The organism is Promicromonospora sp. Populi (genome assembly GCF_041081105.1).
Taxonomy (GTDB): domain Bacteria; phylum Actinomycetota; class Actinomycetes; order Actinomycetales; family Cellulomonadaceae; genus Promicromonospora.
This window is the reverse complement of the sequence record NZ_CP163528.1, coordinates 1,497,205-1,513,196: the sequence shown is the minus strand read 5'-3', so window position 1 is coordinate 1,513,196 and position 15,992 is coordinate 1,497,205. Positions and strand designations below refer to the sequence as shown.

Sequence of the window (15,992 nt, the reverse complement as noted above, 5' to 3'; positions counted from 1 at the left end):
GTTGGCTCGTGACGGAAGATCCAGGTGTCCCGATGACCAAGGTCCACGGCGAGCGAACTCTGTACGACAACCCGTGGGTGCGGCTGGTGCAGATGGACATCGAGCCGCCGAACGGGCGCAGGTTCTGGCACCACGTGATCCGACTGCAGACCGTGTCGGTCGCGATCGTTCTGGATGGCGCCGACCGTGTGCTCCTACTTCGTCGGCACCGCTTCGCCACGGCACAGATCGGTTGGGAAGCGCCGGGCGGGATCATAGAACCAGGGGAGTCCCCGCAAGTAGCCGCCATGCGGGAGACCGTTGAGGAGACAGGCTGGCAGCCGACCGGGCCGGGAGTGAGGCTTGCCGCTTTCCAGCCGATGCCGGGGATGGTTGACACACCGCATGAGGTGTTCCTGTTCCGGGGCGCGCTGCGTGTGGGTGATCCGACGGATCTGGAGGAGGCGGCGGTCATCGAGTGGGTACCGCTGGACCGAGCACGTGCGCTGGTCGACGCCGGCGAAGTCCTAGGTTCCGCGACCATCATCGGGCTCCTCGCGCTGAGCGCCTCTCACTCCGAGCCGTAGCTCCAACGAGGCGACCCGGCGCAGCTGTCGAACAGACGCAGCTTGGGTCGCCAAGTCGCGAGCAATGCGAAGAACTACCACCGCCTGGTCAGCGTGCCCCGCGGCCAGCAGCGAATGGCAGAGGTCGACGTTGGCCTGAGCGGCCGCTCGCAGGTGCCCGTCTCCCATGGTCTCCAGCGCGTACTGCAGACTTGCGATGGCGTCCTCGTCACCGAGCCGAGCCAGCGCCGCGCCGCGCCACCTCGCCAGCCCTCGGTCGTCGAGCACGAGGTACGGTGCGTCTGGATCGTACCCGTCGGGCGGCAAGAGAGCCGTCGCCTGGTCGAAGTGGTTCATGCTGGTCGTCTTGCTGCCGGCAATGGCCGCAATCTCGCCCATCACGGCATGGAGCCAGGCTCTGACCAGCGGAGACGCCGACCTCTTCCCGACCTCGACAGCATGCTCGGCGAGCCCCAGCGCGTCCCGGACCTGGCCGGCGTCGACGAGCACGTACGCCTGCTGCGCGATCGCGTGGACAAGGTCGGCCGGGACGTCGCTTTCACGGCCGGCGTCTTTCGCGACCTCGTGGAGACGCCAGGCGCCGTCCAGGTCACCTGCGTCCAGACGTACCCAGCCAGCCAGCGACGCGGCATCGCTGTAGACGCTCGCGATACTCGCCCGCACCATCGGCTGGACGCTGTAGGTACGCAGCGATGCGAGCGCGTCAAGGTGCTTACGCAGGAGCTCGCTCGTACGGACGCCGGACTGGGCGGGCTCGTGGAACCGGATCTCGTCGGTCTTGCGCGCCAGCGCGAGGACGTCGCCAGCGCTGAGCTTGGACGCTCGTTGCAGCCAGCCCGTCAGGTCACTCGTCTCCGGGGAGGCTGACCGGCCTCGTGGCGTGGGCGAGAACCCTAGTTCTGCGTCCGTCGTTGCTCCGAGCACGGCGCGCAGTGCAAGGCGGTAGGACTCTTGCGGCCATCGGACGACCCCGCGCTCGTACCGGGCGATCGCGCGGGCATCAAGGTTCGTAGGCACTTTTCCGTGCCTGAGCCACTGGTTCGCGATCTCCGCGAGTTCGGCGCGGCTGACCGGACGGCCGGAGCCAGACGGTGATCGCAGTGCTTGCCGTGCGGCGCGCAGGCGTGTGTTCGGCTCCGGCATAGCACCCCCCAGTTGTTCTGCTTCGTCGTCAGCCCTCGCTCCAGATTGCCCCTCAGATTGGTCTCCCATAGGCACGACGCATCGGAGACGGTAGTCCAGGTCGAATATCGCAGTCGGTCGACGCGCGATGGGCGACGCCGAGCTGGGAGGAGGCGAGGTGTTCGCAGTTCGAACGCCACGGCTACATGACCCCACCGACTTCCTGCTCCTCACCAAGACCGCACGTTTCGGATCAAGGACCGCGAGAACGAGGAGGTCGTATGAGGCCCGTCCACAAGCTCTGGCGACGAGCGGCACCGCGCGAGGATGGCGACGTTCGTGCAACTGTTCTTGCAGCGACACCGCTGCACGGGGTCGGTCGCGTACCCCTGGTGACGCCTCACGGTGTTCTCACCGTCGGCTACGACGATCAAGCCAAGACGTTCGACTACAGGCTGACGTCCGACGACCACGAGGAACGTTGGCGGCGCTCGTTCCCGATGGGGTCCTACGCACAGAGCATCTACAACCCTGAGACCGATGAGCTCTGTGTCCCGAACTCGTTCACCAAGTACACGGCGTTGGATCCGCACGACGGTCGCGTGCGGTGGGAAGCCGACCTTGGATCACGTATCCGGTCGACCGCGATCGCGGTCGGCGACCGGTACATCATCTTCATCGGGAATCACGTCCTCGAGTTCGGTGCTGACGGCGTCACCGAACTTGCTGTGCTCCCGGGCTCGATCTTCTTCGGCAAGCCAGTTGCCTCCAGCGAAAGGCTCTACTCGCTCGCCGGCCTCCGTCGTGGCGAGAAGACATCGCTGGCGATCGTGTGTTTCGAGCGCTCGTCGGCCCAGATCTGCTGGGCAACGTCGATCGGCCGCGACTACGTCGTCGCGTCGGATACGGCCGGCCCCGGCCTCGACGACGTCAACGGCTTGGTGGTCGCCGGTACGAGCGACGGCCATGCCGTGGCAGTCGACGTCGATACGGGCGTGATCAGGTGGAAGACCGAGTTGCCGGATCGGGGCGTCGCGGTGCGGTCGGCACCAGGGGTCGCGGACGGCATCGTGGCCGTAGGCACCCTTGAAGGCGCCCTGCATCTGTTGCGGTCCGTGGACGGGAGCATCTTGCGCTCGTCGGAAGTGGATCCGCTCGGTATCTGGTCCACGCCGGCGATCCACGAAGGAAGCATCTACGTCCACGGCGGCGCTTGGCTGAGCCGACGCAGCATCGCAGACCTCTCCGTGGATTGGGAGGTCCCGATCGGGTTCAATGCCTACTCCGCACCCATTATCGCCGAGGCAGATCGAGTACTCATTTGTGGTGGCGACCCGCCCGCTGACGGCTATCTGGTGTCGGTATCCCTGACCGACACCGAGGCCCCGGTGCGTGTCGAGTCCAAGTACGTCACAGGGATCGATCGCGATTTTCTCCGGGTGGAGTATCAGACGGACGCACCTGCCGATGAAATCGACCTGGACCTGCGGCACTTTGGACGCACCGGCCACGAAAGAATGCTGCGCAACGGTCCCGGGTCGTACTACTGGGCGGGCGAGGTCGACCAGGGCAAACGCTATGCCGAGGTGGCGATCTTGGGGCGCTTGTATTCCGGCACAGATCGGCGCGTCCTGACCTTCGTCGTCGACACCGGAACAATGCAGCGCCCCGAAGCCCCACAGGCCCGGACGCTCGGCGACGCCGAGCTCCCCGCCCCAGCCGAGTCCCGCGCAAACTCGGGTGGTCCCGTACTCGCAGCCGTTCTCGCGTCGCACGGAAAGTCCATCGAGCCGAGTCGGGCCGAAGAGGCCGCGCAGTACATGCGCGCACAGGGCATCGACCCTCACCACATCTGGCGAGGCGGATCCGCCCGGATCATCGCCTCGTCCTCACTTCCACTCCCCGAGATGCAAGGCCGGACGACGACACGATCGGACGTGATCAGCGTTCTCGAAGAGTGGGAGAAGGGCGGTCGAGACGACGCCTAAGCGCAAGGGCCGGCAACAACACGAGGGAGAGGACACACAATGCTCACTGTCCGTGACATCAGCACCGGCGCTCTGGACGGCGCAGGTCTCTTGCCGATCGGCAGCTACGACCCGTTCCAACCACGGTTCGTCGCCAACCTGAAAGAACACCTCGCCGCCGGATACTCGGCAGTCGTCCGGCTCCACCCAGGAGTCGCCTACCCGATGCCCGACGCCGACCTGGTCCACAAGGTCGACCGCGAAGGCCACGTCGTAGCGATCGTCGGCTACGACGACGACGCCGACACGTTCCTCATCGGTGACCCATGGCGCCATGAGTGGGGCGGAGAACGCCACGGCCTCACCACTCTCACCGCGCAGGACGTGGCCCTGCTGCTGTGCAACACGACCGCAGACTTCGCAGCGATGGCGGCACCTATGAAAATGGCGGTCCACATCGAGGCCGTCGGACCCACGACCAGCGAAGTGGTCGTCACCGTCGGTGCGCCGCGGCACCCGCACGCCAAGTGCGAGCTGCGGTCCATCACCGAACTGAACGCAAGCATCAAGCTCCCCGACGGGCTCTCGTGCGATGAGGTCCGTCAGTCGGCGGACCTCATCACCCCGGAGAGCGACGCCCGTTTCACCTGGGCGGTCCAGGAGCACAACCCCGTCGACGGCGAGATCGAGATCGCAGTGGCCGGCCTTGGTCTCGGCTACGACCCGTACCCGTTCCGGGACGTCGTCGGAAGCCGAGCGCGGATCGCGGTGCGCTCGGTGCTGGACGCTCAGGTCCGAGAGCGCCAGTTGGCCTGATCCAGCCAGACGGGAGCGGTGCTCGGGAGACTTACTCTCCCGAGCACCGCTCTCGTCTCCGAGCCGCAGGTTTCAGTACGTCACTCGACTGCGGCCCGATCATTGACGACGTCGGCGGCGGGCCACCATCGGGTACCGCTGGCGGTGTCCTCGATGAGGATCCCTCGGCTGGCGAGTTCGTCGCGGATCCGGTCTGCACCAGCAAAATCGCGCGCGCGACGCAGGTCGGCTCGCCGTGCGAGCTCGGCCTCGATCTCGGTGTCGTCGGTGGCACGGTCGTCGAGGTCAAACATGTCGAACAGCTCGTTCACCCGGTGCAGGAGACGGCTTGAGGACGGCCCAGCCGGCAGCCCGCCGCGGTTCTGCTCGCGGACGTACTGGAACAGCGCGGCCAACGCGGTCGGCGTGTCGAGATCATCGTCAAGACGCTCGACAATGGCTGCCCACGTGGCGTCGGCAGCGGCCACGGCCGTGAGGGATTCGTCTGCGGTCTGGTCGATCTGACGGGCGAAGTTCTCCACCCGACGACGGGCGCTGCGGGCTTGCTCCAGCGTGGTCGTCGAAAGTTCCATCGAGGACCGGTAGTGCTGGGACAGGAACGCGTACCGCAGTGTCCGGTAGTCCGTCATGGCGAGCGCGTCGCGGACGGTCAGGAAGTTGCCCGAGCTCTTGGACATCTTGGCGCCGTCGACCCGCAGCAGACCGGTATGTACCCAATGCCGTACCAGCGGTGCCTTACCCGAGGCCGCTTCCATCTGGGCGATCTCCGCTTCGTGGTGCGGGAAGATCAGGTCGACTGCTCCTCCATGGAGGTCATACTGCGGGCCGAAAAGGGCCTCGGTGATCGCGGTGTCCTCGATGTGCCAACCCGGGCGCCCGGGACCTAGCGGTGTGTCCCAGGACGGGTCGCCCGCCTTTCGGGCCTTCCACAGCGCGAAGTCTCCTCGGTTGCGCTTGGCATCGTTCTCGTCGATCCGCGCCACCGAATCGCCCTCGGCCACCTCGGTCCGACCGGAGAGTTTTCCGTAGCCAGGGAATGTCGACAGGTCGAAGTACCAGCCGTCCTCCAGCTGGTAGGCGTGCCCCCGATCGACGAGCGCCTGGACCTGGTCGACGATCTGCCCGATGTGGTCATGGGCGCGGGCGTAAACGTCCACACCCGTGTTACCGAGCGCCGCCATGTCCTGTCGGTAGGCGTCCTCGAACTCCGCGGCGAGGTCTCGCGGTTCGCGGCCGAGTTCGTTGGCTCGGCGGATGATCTTGTCGTCGATGTCGGTGATGTTCTGGGCATAGGTCACCTCCAGACCGCGAAGCCGGAGGTAACGGGCGAGGAAGTCGAACTGGGTATAGGTCTTGGCGTGCCCGACATGCGCCAGGTCGTACACCGTCGGTCCACAGACGAACATCCGCACGACACCCGGCGTCATCGGCTCAAGCGGCTCGACGCGTCTTGTCAGAGTGTTGTACAGGGCGATCGCCATGCGTATCTCCAGATCTGTCCGAATGGGGCGGGGCGGCGATTCGGTAAACCTGCGAGCCGATGCCAGGCCCGTGCGTCCAAGGCTCGCGACCCTCGCCGCTGGCATCCTTCCAGACCGACGGCACGTAGTCGTCCTGACATCGCGTTGAAGCCGAGCGTTCTCAGCCGAACGCAAGATAGGTTCCCGGCTTGCCCGGCTCGACCAGCTCGAATCTGCGCGTCAGATCAGTGCGCTCGATGAGGTCGACCTGCTGCGTGAACTGTTCGTTGGTCACGAAGACGGTGCGCTCAACTCCCCATGCCTCGGCGGACCACGGCCGCAGCGCGGCGAGCAGACGTCCGTCGAAGCCCGTCTCCATGGGCGACCGCCGCACCCAGAAGTAGACAACTGCCTGCACGTCCGCCCACAGGGCGTCGTCGACCGGCGTCACCGTGGCCTTCGTGAGGAAGGGGGCGCTCGTGGGGAACACGTAGACGCAGCCGAGGCTCTCGGTGCCGAGCAGATTGAGCACCGCGTAGGTGTAAGCGCGACCCGCCACATGGCGCTCTTCGAGGTCGACGAGGTCCGCGTGGTTGGCTCCGACGCTGAAGTCGTCCTCCGGCCACGATGACTGCTTCCACAGCCGCAGATGCTCCCGGGTCTCCATGACGGCGTCGTAGTCGAGCGCGGCGTCGTCGGCAGTGATCGGGTGCAGGACGCTACGCGATCGAGCCGAATACCGCGTCCAGGACGTCGAGCCCCTCGGTCAGCAGAGCGTCGGAGATCGTCAGCGGCGGCAGGAACCGCAGCACGTTGCCATAGGTCCCGCAGGTCAGGACGATGACGCCCTCAGCACGTGCAGCGGCGGCGATGGCCCCCGCGAGTGCCGCATCAGGCTCGGTCGTGTCGGGCCGGACGATCTCGATCGCGACCATCGCTCCCCGTCCTCGGACGTCGCCCACGCGCGGATCGCGCTCGACGAGAGCACCGAGCCGGGCCTTCATCAACGCACCCACCTCACGGGCGCGACCGAGGAGCCCGTCGGCTTCGATGCTCTCGATCGCGGCCAGCGCTGCGGCGCAGGCGATCGGGTTGCCGCCGTAGGTGCCGCCGAGGCCGCCCGCGTGCGGCGCGTCCATCAGCTCGGCCCGGCCGGTAACGGCCGACAGGGGGAGTCCGCCGGCGATTCCCTTTGCGGTCACGATCAGATCGGGCACCACACCTTCGTGGTCGCACGCGAACCAGTCGCCGGTGCGGGCGAAGCCGGTCTGGACCTCGTCGGCGACAAAGACCACGCCGTGCGCGCGGCACCAGGCGGCCAGTGCTGCCAGGAAGCCTGGCGCCGGCACGATGAAGCCGCCCTCGCCCTGGATCGGCTCGACGACGATCGCTGCCAGGTTGGTGGCGCCGACCTGCTTGTCGATCACGTCGAGGGCATGCCGCGCCGCGGCCTCGCCGTCGAGCCCGCCGTCGCGGAACGGGTACGACAGCGGCGCGCGGTACACCTCGGGGGCGAAGGGACCGAAGCCGTGCTTGTAGGGCAGGTTCTTCGCTGTCATCGCCATCGTCAGGTTGGTACGACCGTGGTAGGCGTGGTCGAACACCACTACCGCCTGACGGCCGGTGGCCGCACGTGCGATCTTGACCGCGTTCTCGACAGCCTCGGCGCCGGAGTTGAACAGCGCCGTCCGCTTGGCGTGGTCGCCGGGCGTCAGCGTGTTGAGCTGCTCGGCGACCGCGACGTAGCCCTCGTACGGCGTGATCATGAAGCAGGTGTGCGTGAAGGCCTCCACCTGCTGCCGCACGGCGTCCGCGACTCGCGGGTTGCTCGCGCCCACCGTGGTCACGGCGATGCCCGAGCCGAGATCTATGAGGCGGTTGCCGTCGACGTCCTCCACGATGCCGCCCGCGGCGCGGGCGGCGAACACGGGCATCGTCGTGCCGACTCCGGCGGCGACCGCACCGGTCTTGCGGGTCATGAGCTCCCGCGAGCGCGGCCCGGGCAGTGCGGTCGCCAGACGCCGCGACTGCTCGACGCCGACGCCGACGCCCCCGCCGTCGACGGCGGCCCCAGGCGTTCCGGAAGTTCCCACGGCCGACCTCACCCGATTCGGATCAGCTTGTGGTTCGCGAACTCGTCAGCGGCGAGCAGCCCGAGCTCGCGCGAGGTGCCGCTGCGCTTGACCCCGCCGAACGGCAGCTCGGGGGAGTCGGCCAGGACGAGGTTCACGTAGACCATGCCCGCCTCGATCCGGTCGGCGACGCGCTCGGCCTGGGCGGCGTCGACGGTGTAGACGTACGAACCCAGGCCGAACGGGGTGTCGTTCGCCAGCGCGACGGCGGCGTCCTCGTCCGCCACGCGGTGGACTACCGCGACCGGTCCGAAGAACTCCTCGCGGTAGGCGTCGTTGGCGGGGGTGACGTCGGTCAGCACGGTGGGCGCGAAGAACGCCCCGTCGCGGGTGCCGCCGGCGACCAGGGTCGCGCCCTGGCTCACGGCCCGGTCGACCTGATCCTGCAACCGCTCCGCCGCGGCGAGCGAGGACAGCGGTCCGACCTCGGTGCCCTCGGCGGTCGGATCGGCGGGGGTGGCCGCGGTCAGCGCGGCGGTGAACTTCTCCAGGAACGCGTCGTAGAGGTCGCCGACGACGATGAACCGCTTGGCGCCGTTGCAGGACTGCCCGGAGTTGTCGAGCCGGGCGGCCACGGCGGCGGCGACCGTGGCGTCGAGGTCGTCGGTCGAGAGCAGCAGGAACGGGTCGGAGCCGCCCAGCTCGAGCGCCACCTTCTTCAGGTGGCGTCCGGCGATCTCGGCCACGGCGGCCCCGGCACGCTCGGACCCCGTAAGGGAGACCCCCTGGACGCGTGGGTCGGCGATGATGCCGGCGACCTGCTCGTTGCTCGCGCGGACGTTGACGTAGGCGCCGTCGGGGAATCCTGCCTCGCTGAACAGTTCGGCGATGAGCTCCGCGGACTCGGGGCACTGCGGGGCGTGCTTGAGGAGGATGGTGTTGCCCAGCATCAGGTTCGGGCCCGCGAAGCGAGCGACCTGGTAGTAGGGGAAGTTCCACGGCATGATGCCGAGCAGGGGACCGATCGGACTGCGGCGGACCACGGCGCTGCCGGTGCCGCCGAGCAGGGTGATCGGCCGGTCGCGCAGGATGTCCAGGGCCCGGTCGGCGTAGTACTCGTAGATGTCGGCCGCGAAGTCGACCTCGCCCAGCGCGGCCTCGCGCGGCTTGCCCATCTCGCGGACGATGACGTCGGCCAGCTGCTCCCGCCGGTCCCGATGCCGCTGGGCGGCGCCTCGGATCAGGCCGGCGCGCTCGGCCGCCGTCGTATCGCGGCTCCACGGACGGTGCGCTGCCGCTGCACGGCCGATCGCTTCGGAGACCTGCGCGTCGGTGAACGTCGGATACTCGGCCACCAGCTCGCCGGTGGCTGGATCGGTGACGGCGTACTGGGTCATGGGTTCGTCCTCTCGGTGTGACATGTCAGCGGACCGCCTCGACGTCTCCGGACAGCTTCTGGGCGATCCAGATCGGCACTATCGAGACGATGATCAGCACCACGGCGACCACGGCCACCACTGGCGCCTGATTGGGCCGGAACATGTTCTGCAGGATCCAGATCGGCAGCGTCGTCGTGCTGCTGCCGGCCGTGAAAGTCGTCACGATGATCTCGTCGAAGCTGAGCGCGAAGGCGAGCAGGCCGCCCGCGAGCAGGGACGAGCGCAGCTGGGGCAACGTCACGAGGCGGAACGTCGTCCACGGGCCCGAGCCGAGGTCGGCGGCGGCCTCCTCCAGGCTGCTACCCATGCGGCGCAGGCGGGCGACCGCGTTGTTGAACACCGTGACGATGCAGAACGTCGTGTGCGCCACGATGACGGTGAAGATCGACATCCGTAAGTTCAGGATCCCGGCGAACGCGTTGTTGAGCGCGATGCCGGTCACGATGCCTGGCAGTGCGATCGGCAGGATGACCAGCAGGTTGACGGCGCTCTTGCCGAAGAAGTCGAAGCGTTGCAGGGCGAACGCGATCAGGGTGCCGAGCACCAGGGCCAGCACAGTCGCGGCCAGGGCGACCTCCAGGCTGGTGAGCAACGCGTCCCGGGCGCCGGTGCTGCGCCACGCGCGCCCCCACCACTCGGTGGTGAACCCGGTGGGCGGCCAGGTCATCGACGAGTTGCGGTTGAAGGAGTTCACGACCACCAGCAGCAGCGGCGCGTACATGCCGAACAGGATCAGGCCGGTGACACAGGCCAGCGCTCGTCGGACCAGGGGACTGAGAGTCACGGCAGCTTCCTCACAGGTTGTCCAACGCCCCGGTGCGCCGCACCACGGCCATGTACACGAGCATGATGACGATCGGGATCAGCGCGATCGCGGCGGCGAGCGGCAGGTTGTTGGCGGCGCCGACGTTGACGTACACGAGGTTGCCGAGCAGCTGGCTCGCCCCGCCGACGATGTTGACGGTGATGTAGTCGCCCAGGGTCAGCGAGAAGCTGAAGATCGTGCCGGCGGCGATCGACGGCGTCAGCAGCGGCAGCACGACGGTGCGGAACGCCGTCGTCGCCGTCGCCCCGAGGTCGCTCGCGGCCTCAAGGAGCGAGTCCGGTACGCGCTCGACCCCGGCATAGATCGGCAGGATCACGTACGGCAGCCAGATGTAGGCCTGGGTGATGACGACGGCGGTCAGCCCGTAACCCGGGCCGTCCACGCCGAGCAGGTTGGCGGCCCAGTCGATGGGGCCGGAGTTGGACAGCAGGGACCGCCAGGCGAAGGCCTTCACGAGATAGCTGGCCCACAGGGGAGTGAGCACCGCGACGACCAGCCAACGGCGCGCCCGGGGTGAGGCGACCTTGCCCATGTAGAAGGCGATCGGCAGGGCGATCAGCACGTCGATCACGGTGACCAGCGCCGCTACCGAGACCGTGCGCAGGGTCACCGTCCGGTACAGGTCCTCGGTGAACAGGCTCGTGATGTTGTCCAGCGTGAACGAGCGGTCGATCTCGCCGGTGAAGGCGTCGACCGACCACAGCGCCGAGACCAGCAGGGCGGACAGCGCGACGACGTAGACCAGGACCAGCCAGGTCAGCGGTGCCGCGAGGAACAGGAGCAGGCGAGCTCGCGCATGGGTCGCGAGGTAGGACGAGACGGCTCCAGGCGGCCGCCCGCCGGTGGCCCCCCGACTCTGGGGGGCCACCGGGTCCAGCTCGGTGGGTGAGGCGGTCAAGGTCAGCCTCGGACCTCGGTCCAGGCCTGCGTCCAGTCCGAGTAGTCAGTGCACTCGACGTCGGTGCGGCCGTCGAGGCACTCGGCGATCGGCGTGCGCCAGTACCAGATCTGGTTGGAGTACTCCTCGTCGCCGGCGTGGAACGCCTCGCAGAAGCCCTCGCTGGCGAACTCGCAGGCCTCGGCGCTGTTCGGGGACTCACCGAAGTACTCGGTGGCCTGGGCGTTGATCTCGGGGTCCTCGATGTGGTCGAGCCACGCGTAGGCGCAGTTCACGTTCTCGGACTGCGACGAGATCATCCACGTGTCGTTCCAGCCCGTCACGCCTTCCTCGGGCACCGTGACCTCGATGTTGTCCTGGTCGATGACGTTGGCGATGACCTGCCACGTGGTGCCGACGACCGAGTCGCCGGTCTGGAACGCGGAGACCTCCTCCAGGTAGTCCGCCCAGTACTCGCCGACGTTCTCCCGCTGGACCTCGAGCAGGTCGACGGCCGCGGCGAGCTGGTCCTCGTCGAGGGCGTAGGGGTTGGTGATGCCCAGGTCGGGGTTGTGCGCCATGAGGTACAGCGCGGCGTCGGCGATGTAGATCGGCGAGTCGTACGCGGTGACCTGTCCGGCGTACTGGTCGCTGTCCTCGAACACGACGCTCCACGACGTCGGAGCCTCGGTGAGCACGTCGGAGTTGTACATGAGCAGGTTGGCGCCGTAGCCGTGCGGAACGCCGTAGTTCACACCGTCGACGGTGTTCCACTCCTGGTCCTTGAGGAAGTCGTAGACGGCCTCGTAGTTCGGTACGAGGTCGGTGTTGATCTCCAGGGCCTCGTCGGCGGCGATCATGCGCAGGGTGAGGTCACCCGACGCCGCGATGACGTCGTACTCACCGGACCTGGCGAGGTTGAAGGCTTCGTCGGACGTGCTGTAGACCGTGCTGGACACCTGACAGCCGGTCTCCTCCTCGAAGGAGCTGACCCAGTCGACCTCCGGGTCGTTGCTGCCGTCCTCGACGTAGCCGGGCCAGGCCAGGATCGAGACCTCGCCTTCCATATCGCCGAGCTCCGTGAGCACATCGGCTGTCGGTTCCTCGCTCTGGCCGCAAGCGGCCAGGGCGAGGCTGCCCAGCACGCCTGCCGTGATCAGAGCGCCGAGCCGGCGCTTTCTGAGGTGTGACATGGTGTTTCTCCATCCTTATGGGTTGAGGGCCACTGGGCTGGGGACCATGGAGCCCGGGTGGGGAACTTCGCCGGAGCGTCAGGGGGAGGCGGCCGCCACCGGGGTGGCTTCGCCGAGGGCGACGAGGTGGTCGGGGCGCCACCACGCCGTGATGCGGTCGCCGCGGCCGACCGGTCTGTGGCTGGTGCTCGGCTCCAGGACGACGAGCTGCTGGCCGCCGTCGAGGTCGACAACGACGCGCCGGCCGGTGCCGAGGTAGATGGTTTCGACGACGACGCCGGGAGCGGCGAGGGCGCCGTCGGGCACCGGCCCTGTCAGCCCCACCCGCTCCGGGCGCAACGCGTGCCGTCCCGCGCGCCCCAGCAGGGTGCGCGAGGACTCGTCGTCGAAGATGTTCGACGTCCCGACGAAGGTCGCGACGTACTCGGACTCCGGCGCCTCGTAGATCTCGCGTGGCGTTCCGAGCTGGACGATGCGGCCCTCGTTGAACACGGCCACCCGGTCGCTGAGGGTCAGCGCCTCCTCCTGGTCGTGGGTGACCAGGACGAACGTGATGCCCAGCTCGCGCTGGAGCCCCTTGAGCTCGACCTGCATCTGCTCGCGGAGCTTGAGGTCGAGCGCGCCGAGCGGTTCGTCGAGCAGCAGCACCTTGGGCCGGACGACGATCGCCCGGGCCAGCGCGACCCGTTGCCGCTGGCCACCGGAGAGCTGCGTGGGCTTGCGATCGGCGAGGTGCTCAAGGCGCACCGTGGCCAGCGTCTCCAGCGCGGCCCGACGGCGCTCCGCCTTGCCCTGGCCGCGCACCCGGAGCCCGTAGGCGACGTTGTCGAGCACCGACATGTGGGGGAACAGGGCGTAGTCCTGGAACACCGTGTTGACGTCCCGCTCGAACGGCGCCGATCCCGTGACGTCGCGTCCGGCCAGCACGACGCGGCCCGTGGTGGGCTGTTCGAAGCCCGCGATGAGGCGCAGCACCGTCGTCTTGCCCGAGCCCGACGGGCCGAGCATCGAGAAGAACTCGCCGTCCGCGATGTCGAGGTCGACGCCGTCGACCGCCCGCACGCTGCCGAAGTGGCGGGCAAGCGCCTTGAGCCTGATCGCAGGCGTGTCGGTCGTCATGCGTCTCCTCCTGCGTGCCGCATCGAGGGATGTGGCGTACGTCTCGTCTGGGGTAAACATATGAAGCCAGATGTTAAATGTCTAGGCTGGCTGTGTTGCGAATCCGTAAGATCTGGAAGCCATGCGGTTCTCGCGTGGCGCGACGAGAGGGAGGCGATCCGGTGGCTTCGGTCCGTCGTATGGGTTCACGCACCCGATCGGCCGTGTTCACGCCGATCGGCGACGCCGGCCGTGCCGTCCGCGTCGAGAAGCGGCTGGAGGAGGCGATCCGCTCAGGCCTGCTCGACGACGGAGAACGGCTGCCGAGCGAGTCGGACCTCGCCACGATGTTCGGCGTGGCGACCGTCACCGCTCGTGAGGCGCTGGTCGCGCTGCGCGCCCAGGGGCTGGTGACGACCACACGGGGGCGCGGCGGCGGATCGTTCGTGTGCCGCCCGACCGTCGACGACGCCGAGGCGATCCGGGTCCGGCTGACGTCGATGACCCGGGTGGACCTCGCCGACCGGGGCACCCTCTATGCGACCCTCCTGGCGGGATGCGTGGAGCTTGCCGCCGAACGAGCCGACGCCGAGGACGTCGAGGACCTGCGCGCCATCCTCGTCGACCCGGACGAGCCGGACCTCGGCGCCTGGCGGCACGCCGACACCGAGCTTCACCTGGCCTTCGCGGCCCTGACCCAGTCGGCCAGGCTCAGCCGCGAGGTGATGCGGCTGGAGGCAGACTTCGGTACCTTGCTGCGTTATCCGCTGGCGTTGCTGCCGCACCGCGCATCCGTCCACGAGAGCCAGGTCGCCGTGATCGCCGCCATCGCAGCGCGCGACCCGGGGGAGGCCCGTCGGCAGATGCGTTCGAGGGTGCGCTCGGCCCTAGGTGACCTCGCAGAACTACAGAACCAAGGACGGTGACCCACGTGTCCAGAGGTGAGAGCCCGGCTGTGGCCGCGTGCGTCGAGGCCGTCGAGGGGCTGTTCGGCGGCCTGGGCCGCCGGCTCTCGGCGAGCGCCGAGTCAGCCGCGCGCGCGTTCGACGAGACCCCCGTCGTGACGTCGGAGCGGGTCATGGAGATCGCCCGCCCCTTGGCCGAGGAGCTGCTGGCCGACGACGACCTGATCGGCGCCGGGCTTGTCATGACCCCGGGCCGGGTGGCCGACGAGCTGCACCTCCTGGCGTGGTGGCAGGGCGAGGACCGCCGGCCGATCGTCTGGCCGACCCCGCTGGAGCGTTCCGCGGACTACAGCCGGCAGGAGTGGTTCCGCACCCCGATGCAGACCGGATCGGCCCACGTGACCGGCCCCTACATCGACTACGTGTGCACCGACGAGTTTGTGCTCACCACGACGGTTCCCGTCCGGGGAGCCTCCGCGGGCCTGATCGGCGTCATGGGAGCTGACGTGCTGGCCGAGACGTTGGAGCGGCTGCTGTCGGACGTGTTCCGCAAGGCGGGCGCGACCCTGGTCAACCATCACGACCGCGCCGTGCTGTCCGGGGACCCGCGCACCTTCGCGGGTGACCCGATCGACCGGAGCGAGTTTCCCGTCGTCGTGCCGTGCACCGGCTTTCCCCTGACCGTCCTGGCCCGGCAGCCCGACTAGGGAGCCTTCGCCTCGGTCACTGGGTCGAGCGCCGGCCACGGGGCGCCCTCGCGCAGCAGGCGCAGGAGCGACTCCCCGAATCGTCGCCCGTTCGGGAACTGGTCGTCACGATCCCAGCGCCACGCGGCGATCATCGCGACAACCAGCCCTCGGCACTCGTCCAGCAGCTCGTGGTCAACACCCGGGTAGTGCTCGGCGACCGCCTCGGGAGCATGGGCGAGATCGAACTCGACGGGTCCGCGGCAGCACGTCTCGAAGTCGATGAACAACGGGCCCTGCTCCGTGCTGAGCAGGTTGCCCGGATGCGGCTCGCCGTGGAGCAGCTGCTCCTCGGCGCCGCGGTCCTCGATCGCTCGGCGCAGGCTGGCCAGCCTGCCGCTGAGGAGCACGCGGTCCGCGTCGGCGAGCTCCGGCGAGCGGGCCGGGTCGGCAACAGTTTCTTCAGCGCTCGTGATCCGGTCCGTGAACCTCGGGCTCGGTATGTCGACCTTGCGCATGCCGGCGTGCAGCTGCTCCAGGGCCTTGGCGTACTCGGCAGGCGAGCTGGGCGGCGTCACGGGCTCGTAGTAGGTCCACAGCGTGACTGCGAAGCCATCACGTGTGTACACGCGCGGGTCCACCCGAGGCTCCAACGCACCCACGGGGGATCCGACCTCGGCGAGCCGCTGAGCGATCTCGATCTCAAACTGTGCGCCCTCTTGTCCGTCAGGATTGACCCGGGCAAGGACGTCGCACGGCGTCAGCCGCAGTGACAGCTTGTTCGAGTTGTGGAGCACGATGGCGTCGTCGGCCGGCAGGTCGAGCGATGCGGCGACCGAGGTCGCAACTGCTATCGCGCGCTTGACTTCGGTTGTCTCCACGCTTGCATCCTGTCTGGACGAGCGAGGGTGCGCCAGCTATTTCTGGGGCCGTCCGTTCGCAGCGGTGCCGTTCCCGCCGGACCA

Annotated in this window: 15 protein-coding genes; 5 read left to right on the top strand and 10 right to left on the bottom strand. The window is 68.3% G+C overall.

Going from position 1 to position 15,992, the window contains the following annotated elements:
- Positions 1-32 precede the first annotated feature (32 nt).
- Entirely contained in the window at positions 33-566 is a 534-nt protein-coding gene (locus tag AB1046_RS06735) for an NUDIX hydrolase (protein WP_369373632.1), read from the top strand.
- Here the strand turns inward: AB1046_RS06735 and AB1046_RS06730 are convergent.
- A complete protein-coding gene (locus tag AB1046_RS06730) occupies positions 507-1,583 on the bottom strand; it encodes a hypothetical protein (protein ID WP_369373630.1) in 1,077 nt (358 codons plus the stop codon). The genes AB1046_RS06735 and AB1046_RS06730 overlap by 60 nt on opposite strands.
- A gap of 386 nt (positions 1,584-1,969) precedes the next feature.
- Between AB1046_RS06730 and AB1046_RS06725 the strand changes: the two genes are divergently transcribed.
- Positions 1,970-3,676: a PQQ-binding-like beta-propeller repeat protein gene (locus tag AB1046_RS06725; protein WP_369373628.1), complete on the top strand. Its 1,707-nt coding sequence runs from the start codon at positions 1,970-1,972 to the stop codon at positions 3,674-3,676.
- A 39-nt stretch (positions 3,677-3,715) separates the two neighbouring features.
- Entirely contained in the window at positions 3,716-4,471 is a 756-nt protein-coding gene (locus AB1046_RS06720) for a C39 family peptidase (RefSeq protein ID WP_369373626.1), read from the top strand.
- 80 nt (positions 4,472-4,551) lie between these two features.
- Here the strand turns inward: AB1046_RS06720 and cysS are convergent, their stop codons facing one another.
- The 8 genes from cysS to AB1046_RS06680 all read right to left on the bottom strand — a co-directional run bounded on the left by cysS (position 4,552) and on the right by AB1046_RS06680 (position 13,457).
- Positions 4,552-5,952, bottom strand: a complete 1,401-nt coding sequence (gene cysS / locus AB1046_RS06715) for a cysteine--tRNA ligase (RefSeq protein WP_369373624.1) — start codon at positions 5,950-5,952, stop codon at positions 4,552-4,554.
- A 160-nt stretch (positions 5,953-6,112) separates the two neighbouring features.
- A complete protein-coding gene (locus AB1046_RS06710; protein ID WP_369373622.1) occupies positions 6,113-6,598 on the bottom strand; it encodes an N-acetyltransferase in 486 nt (161 codons plus the stop codon).
- Positions 6,599-6,650: 52 nt separating this feature from the next.
- On the bottom strand, positions 6,651-8,024 hold the full coding sequence (gene gabT / locus AB1046_RS06705; protein ID WP_369373620.1) for a 4-aminobutyrate--2-oxoglutarate transaminase: 1,374 nt from the start codon (positions 8,022-8,024) through the stop codon (positions 6,651-6,653).
- An 8-nt stretch (positions 8,025-8,032) separates the two neighbouring features.
- Complete coding sequence (locus AB1046_RS06700; RefSeq protein WP_369373618.1) at positions 8,033-9,400, bottom strand: NAD-dependent succinate-semialdehyde dehydrogenase; 1,368 nt, start codon at positions 9,398-9,400, stop codon at positions 8,033-8,035.
- A 25-nt stretch (positions 9,401-9,425) separates the two neighbouring features.
- The gene (locus tag AB1046_RS06695; protein ID WP_369373616.1) at positions 9,426-10,226 is read right to left on the bottom strand and encodes an ABC transporter permease; all 801 of its coding nucleotides are present in this window, start codon (positions 10,224-10,226) and stop codon (positions 9,426-9,428) included.
- 10 nt (positions 10,227-10,236) lie between these two features.
- Entirely contained in the window at positions 10,237-11,166 is a 930-nt protein-coding gene (locus tag AB1046_RS06690) for an ABC transporter permease (protein ID WP_369373614.1), read from the bottom strand.
- A gap of 2 nt (positions 11,167-11,168) precedes the next feature.
- Positions 11,169-12,338: an extracellular solute-binding protein gene (locus AB1046_RS06685; RefSeq protein ID WP_369373612.1), complete on the bottom strand. Its 1,170-nt coding sequence runs from the start codon at positions 12,336-12,338 to the stop codon at positions 11,169-11,171.
- Positions 12,339-12,416: 78 nt separating this feature from the next.
- Positions 12,417-13,457: an ABC transporter ATP-binding protein gene (locus tag AB1046_RS06680; RefSeq protein WP_369373610.1), complete on the bottom strand. Its 1,041-nt coding sequence runs from the start codon at positions 13,455-13,457 to the stop codon at positions 12,417-12,419.
- A gap of 179 nt (positions 13,458-13,636) precedes the next feature.
- Between AB1046_RS06680 and AB1046_RS06675 the strand changes: the two genes are divergently transcribed.
- Both AB1046_RS06675 and AB1046_RS06670 read left to right on the top strand, forming a co-directional pair.
- The gene (locus AB1046_RS06675; protein ID WP_369373608.1) at positions 13,637-14,362 is read left to right on the top strand and encodes a FadR/GntR family transcriptional regulator; all 726 of its coding nucleotides are present in this window, start codon (positions 13,637-13,639) and stop codon (positions 14,360-14,362) included.
- Positions 14,363-14,367: 5 nt separating this feature from the next.
- A complete protein-coding gene (locus AB1046_RS06670; RefSeq protein WP_369373606.1) occupies positions 14,368-15,048 on the top strand; it encodes a cache domain-containing protein in 681 nt (226 codons plus the stop codon).
- Here the strand turns inward: AB1046_RS06670 and AB1046_RS06665 are convergent.
- A complete protein-coding gene (locus AB1046_RS06665; RefSeq protein ID WP_369373604.1) occupies positions 15,045-15,908 on the bottom strand; it encodes a phosphotransferase family protein in 864 nt (287 codons plus the stop codon). The two genes, AB1046_RS06670 and AB1046_RS06665, sit on opposite strands and share 4 nt — an antisense overlap.
- Between the last annotated feature and the right edge of the window lie 84 nt (positions 15,909-15,992).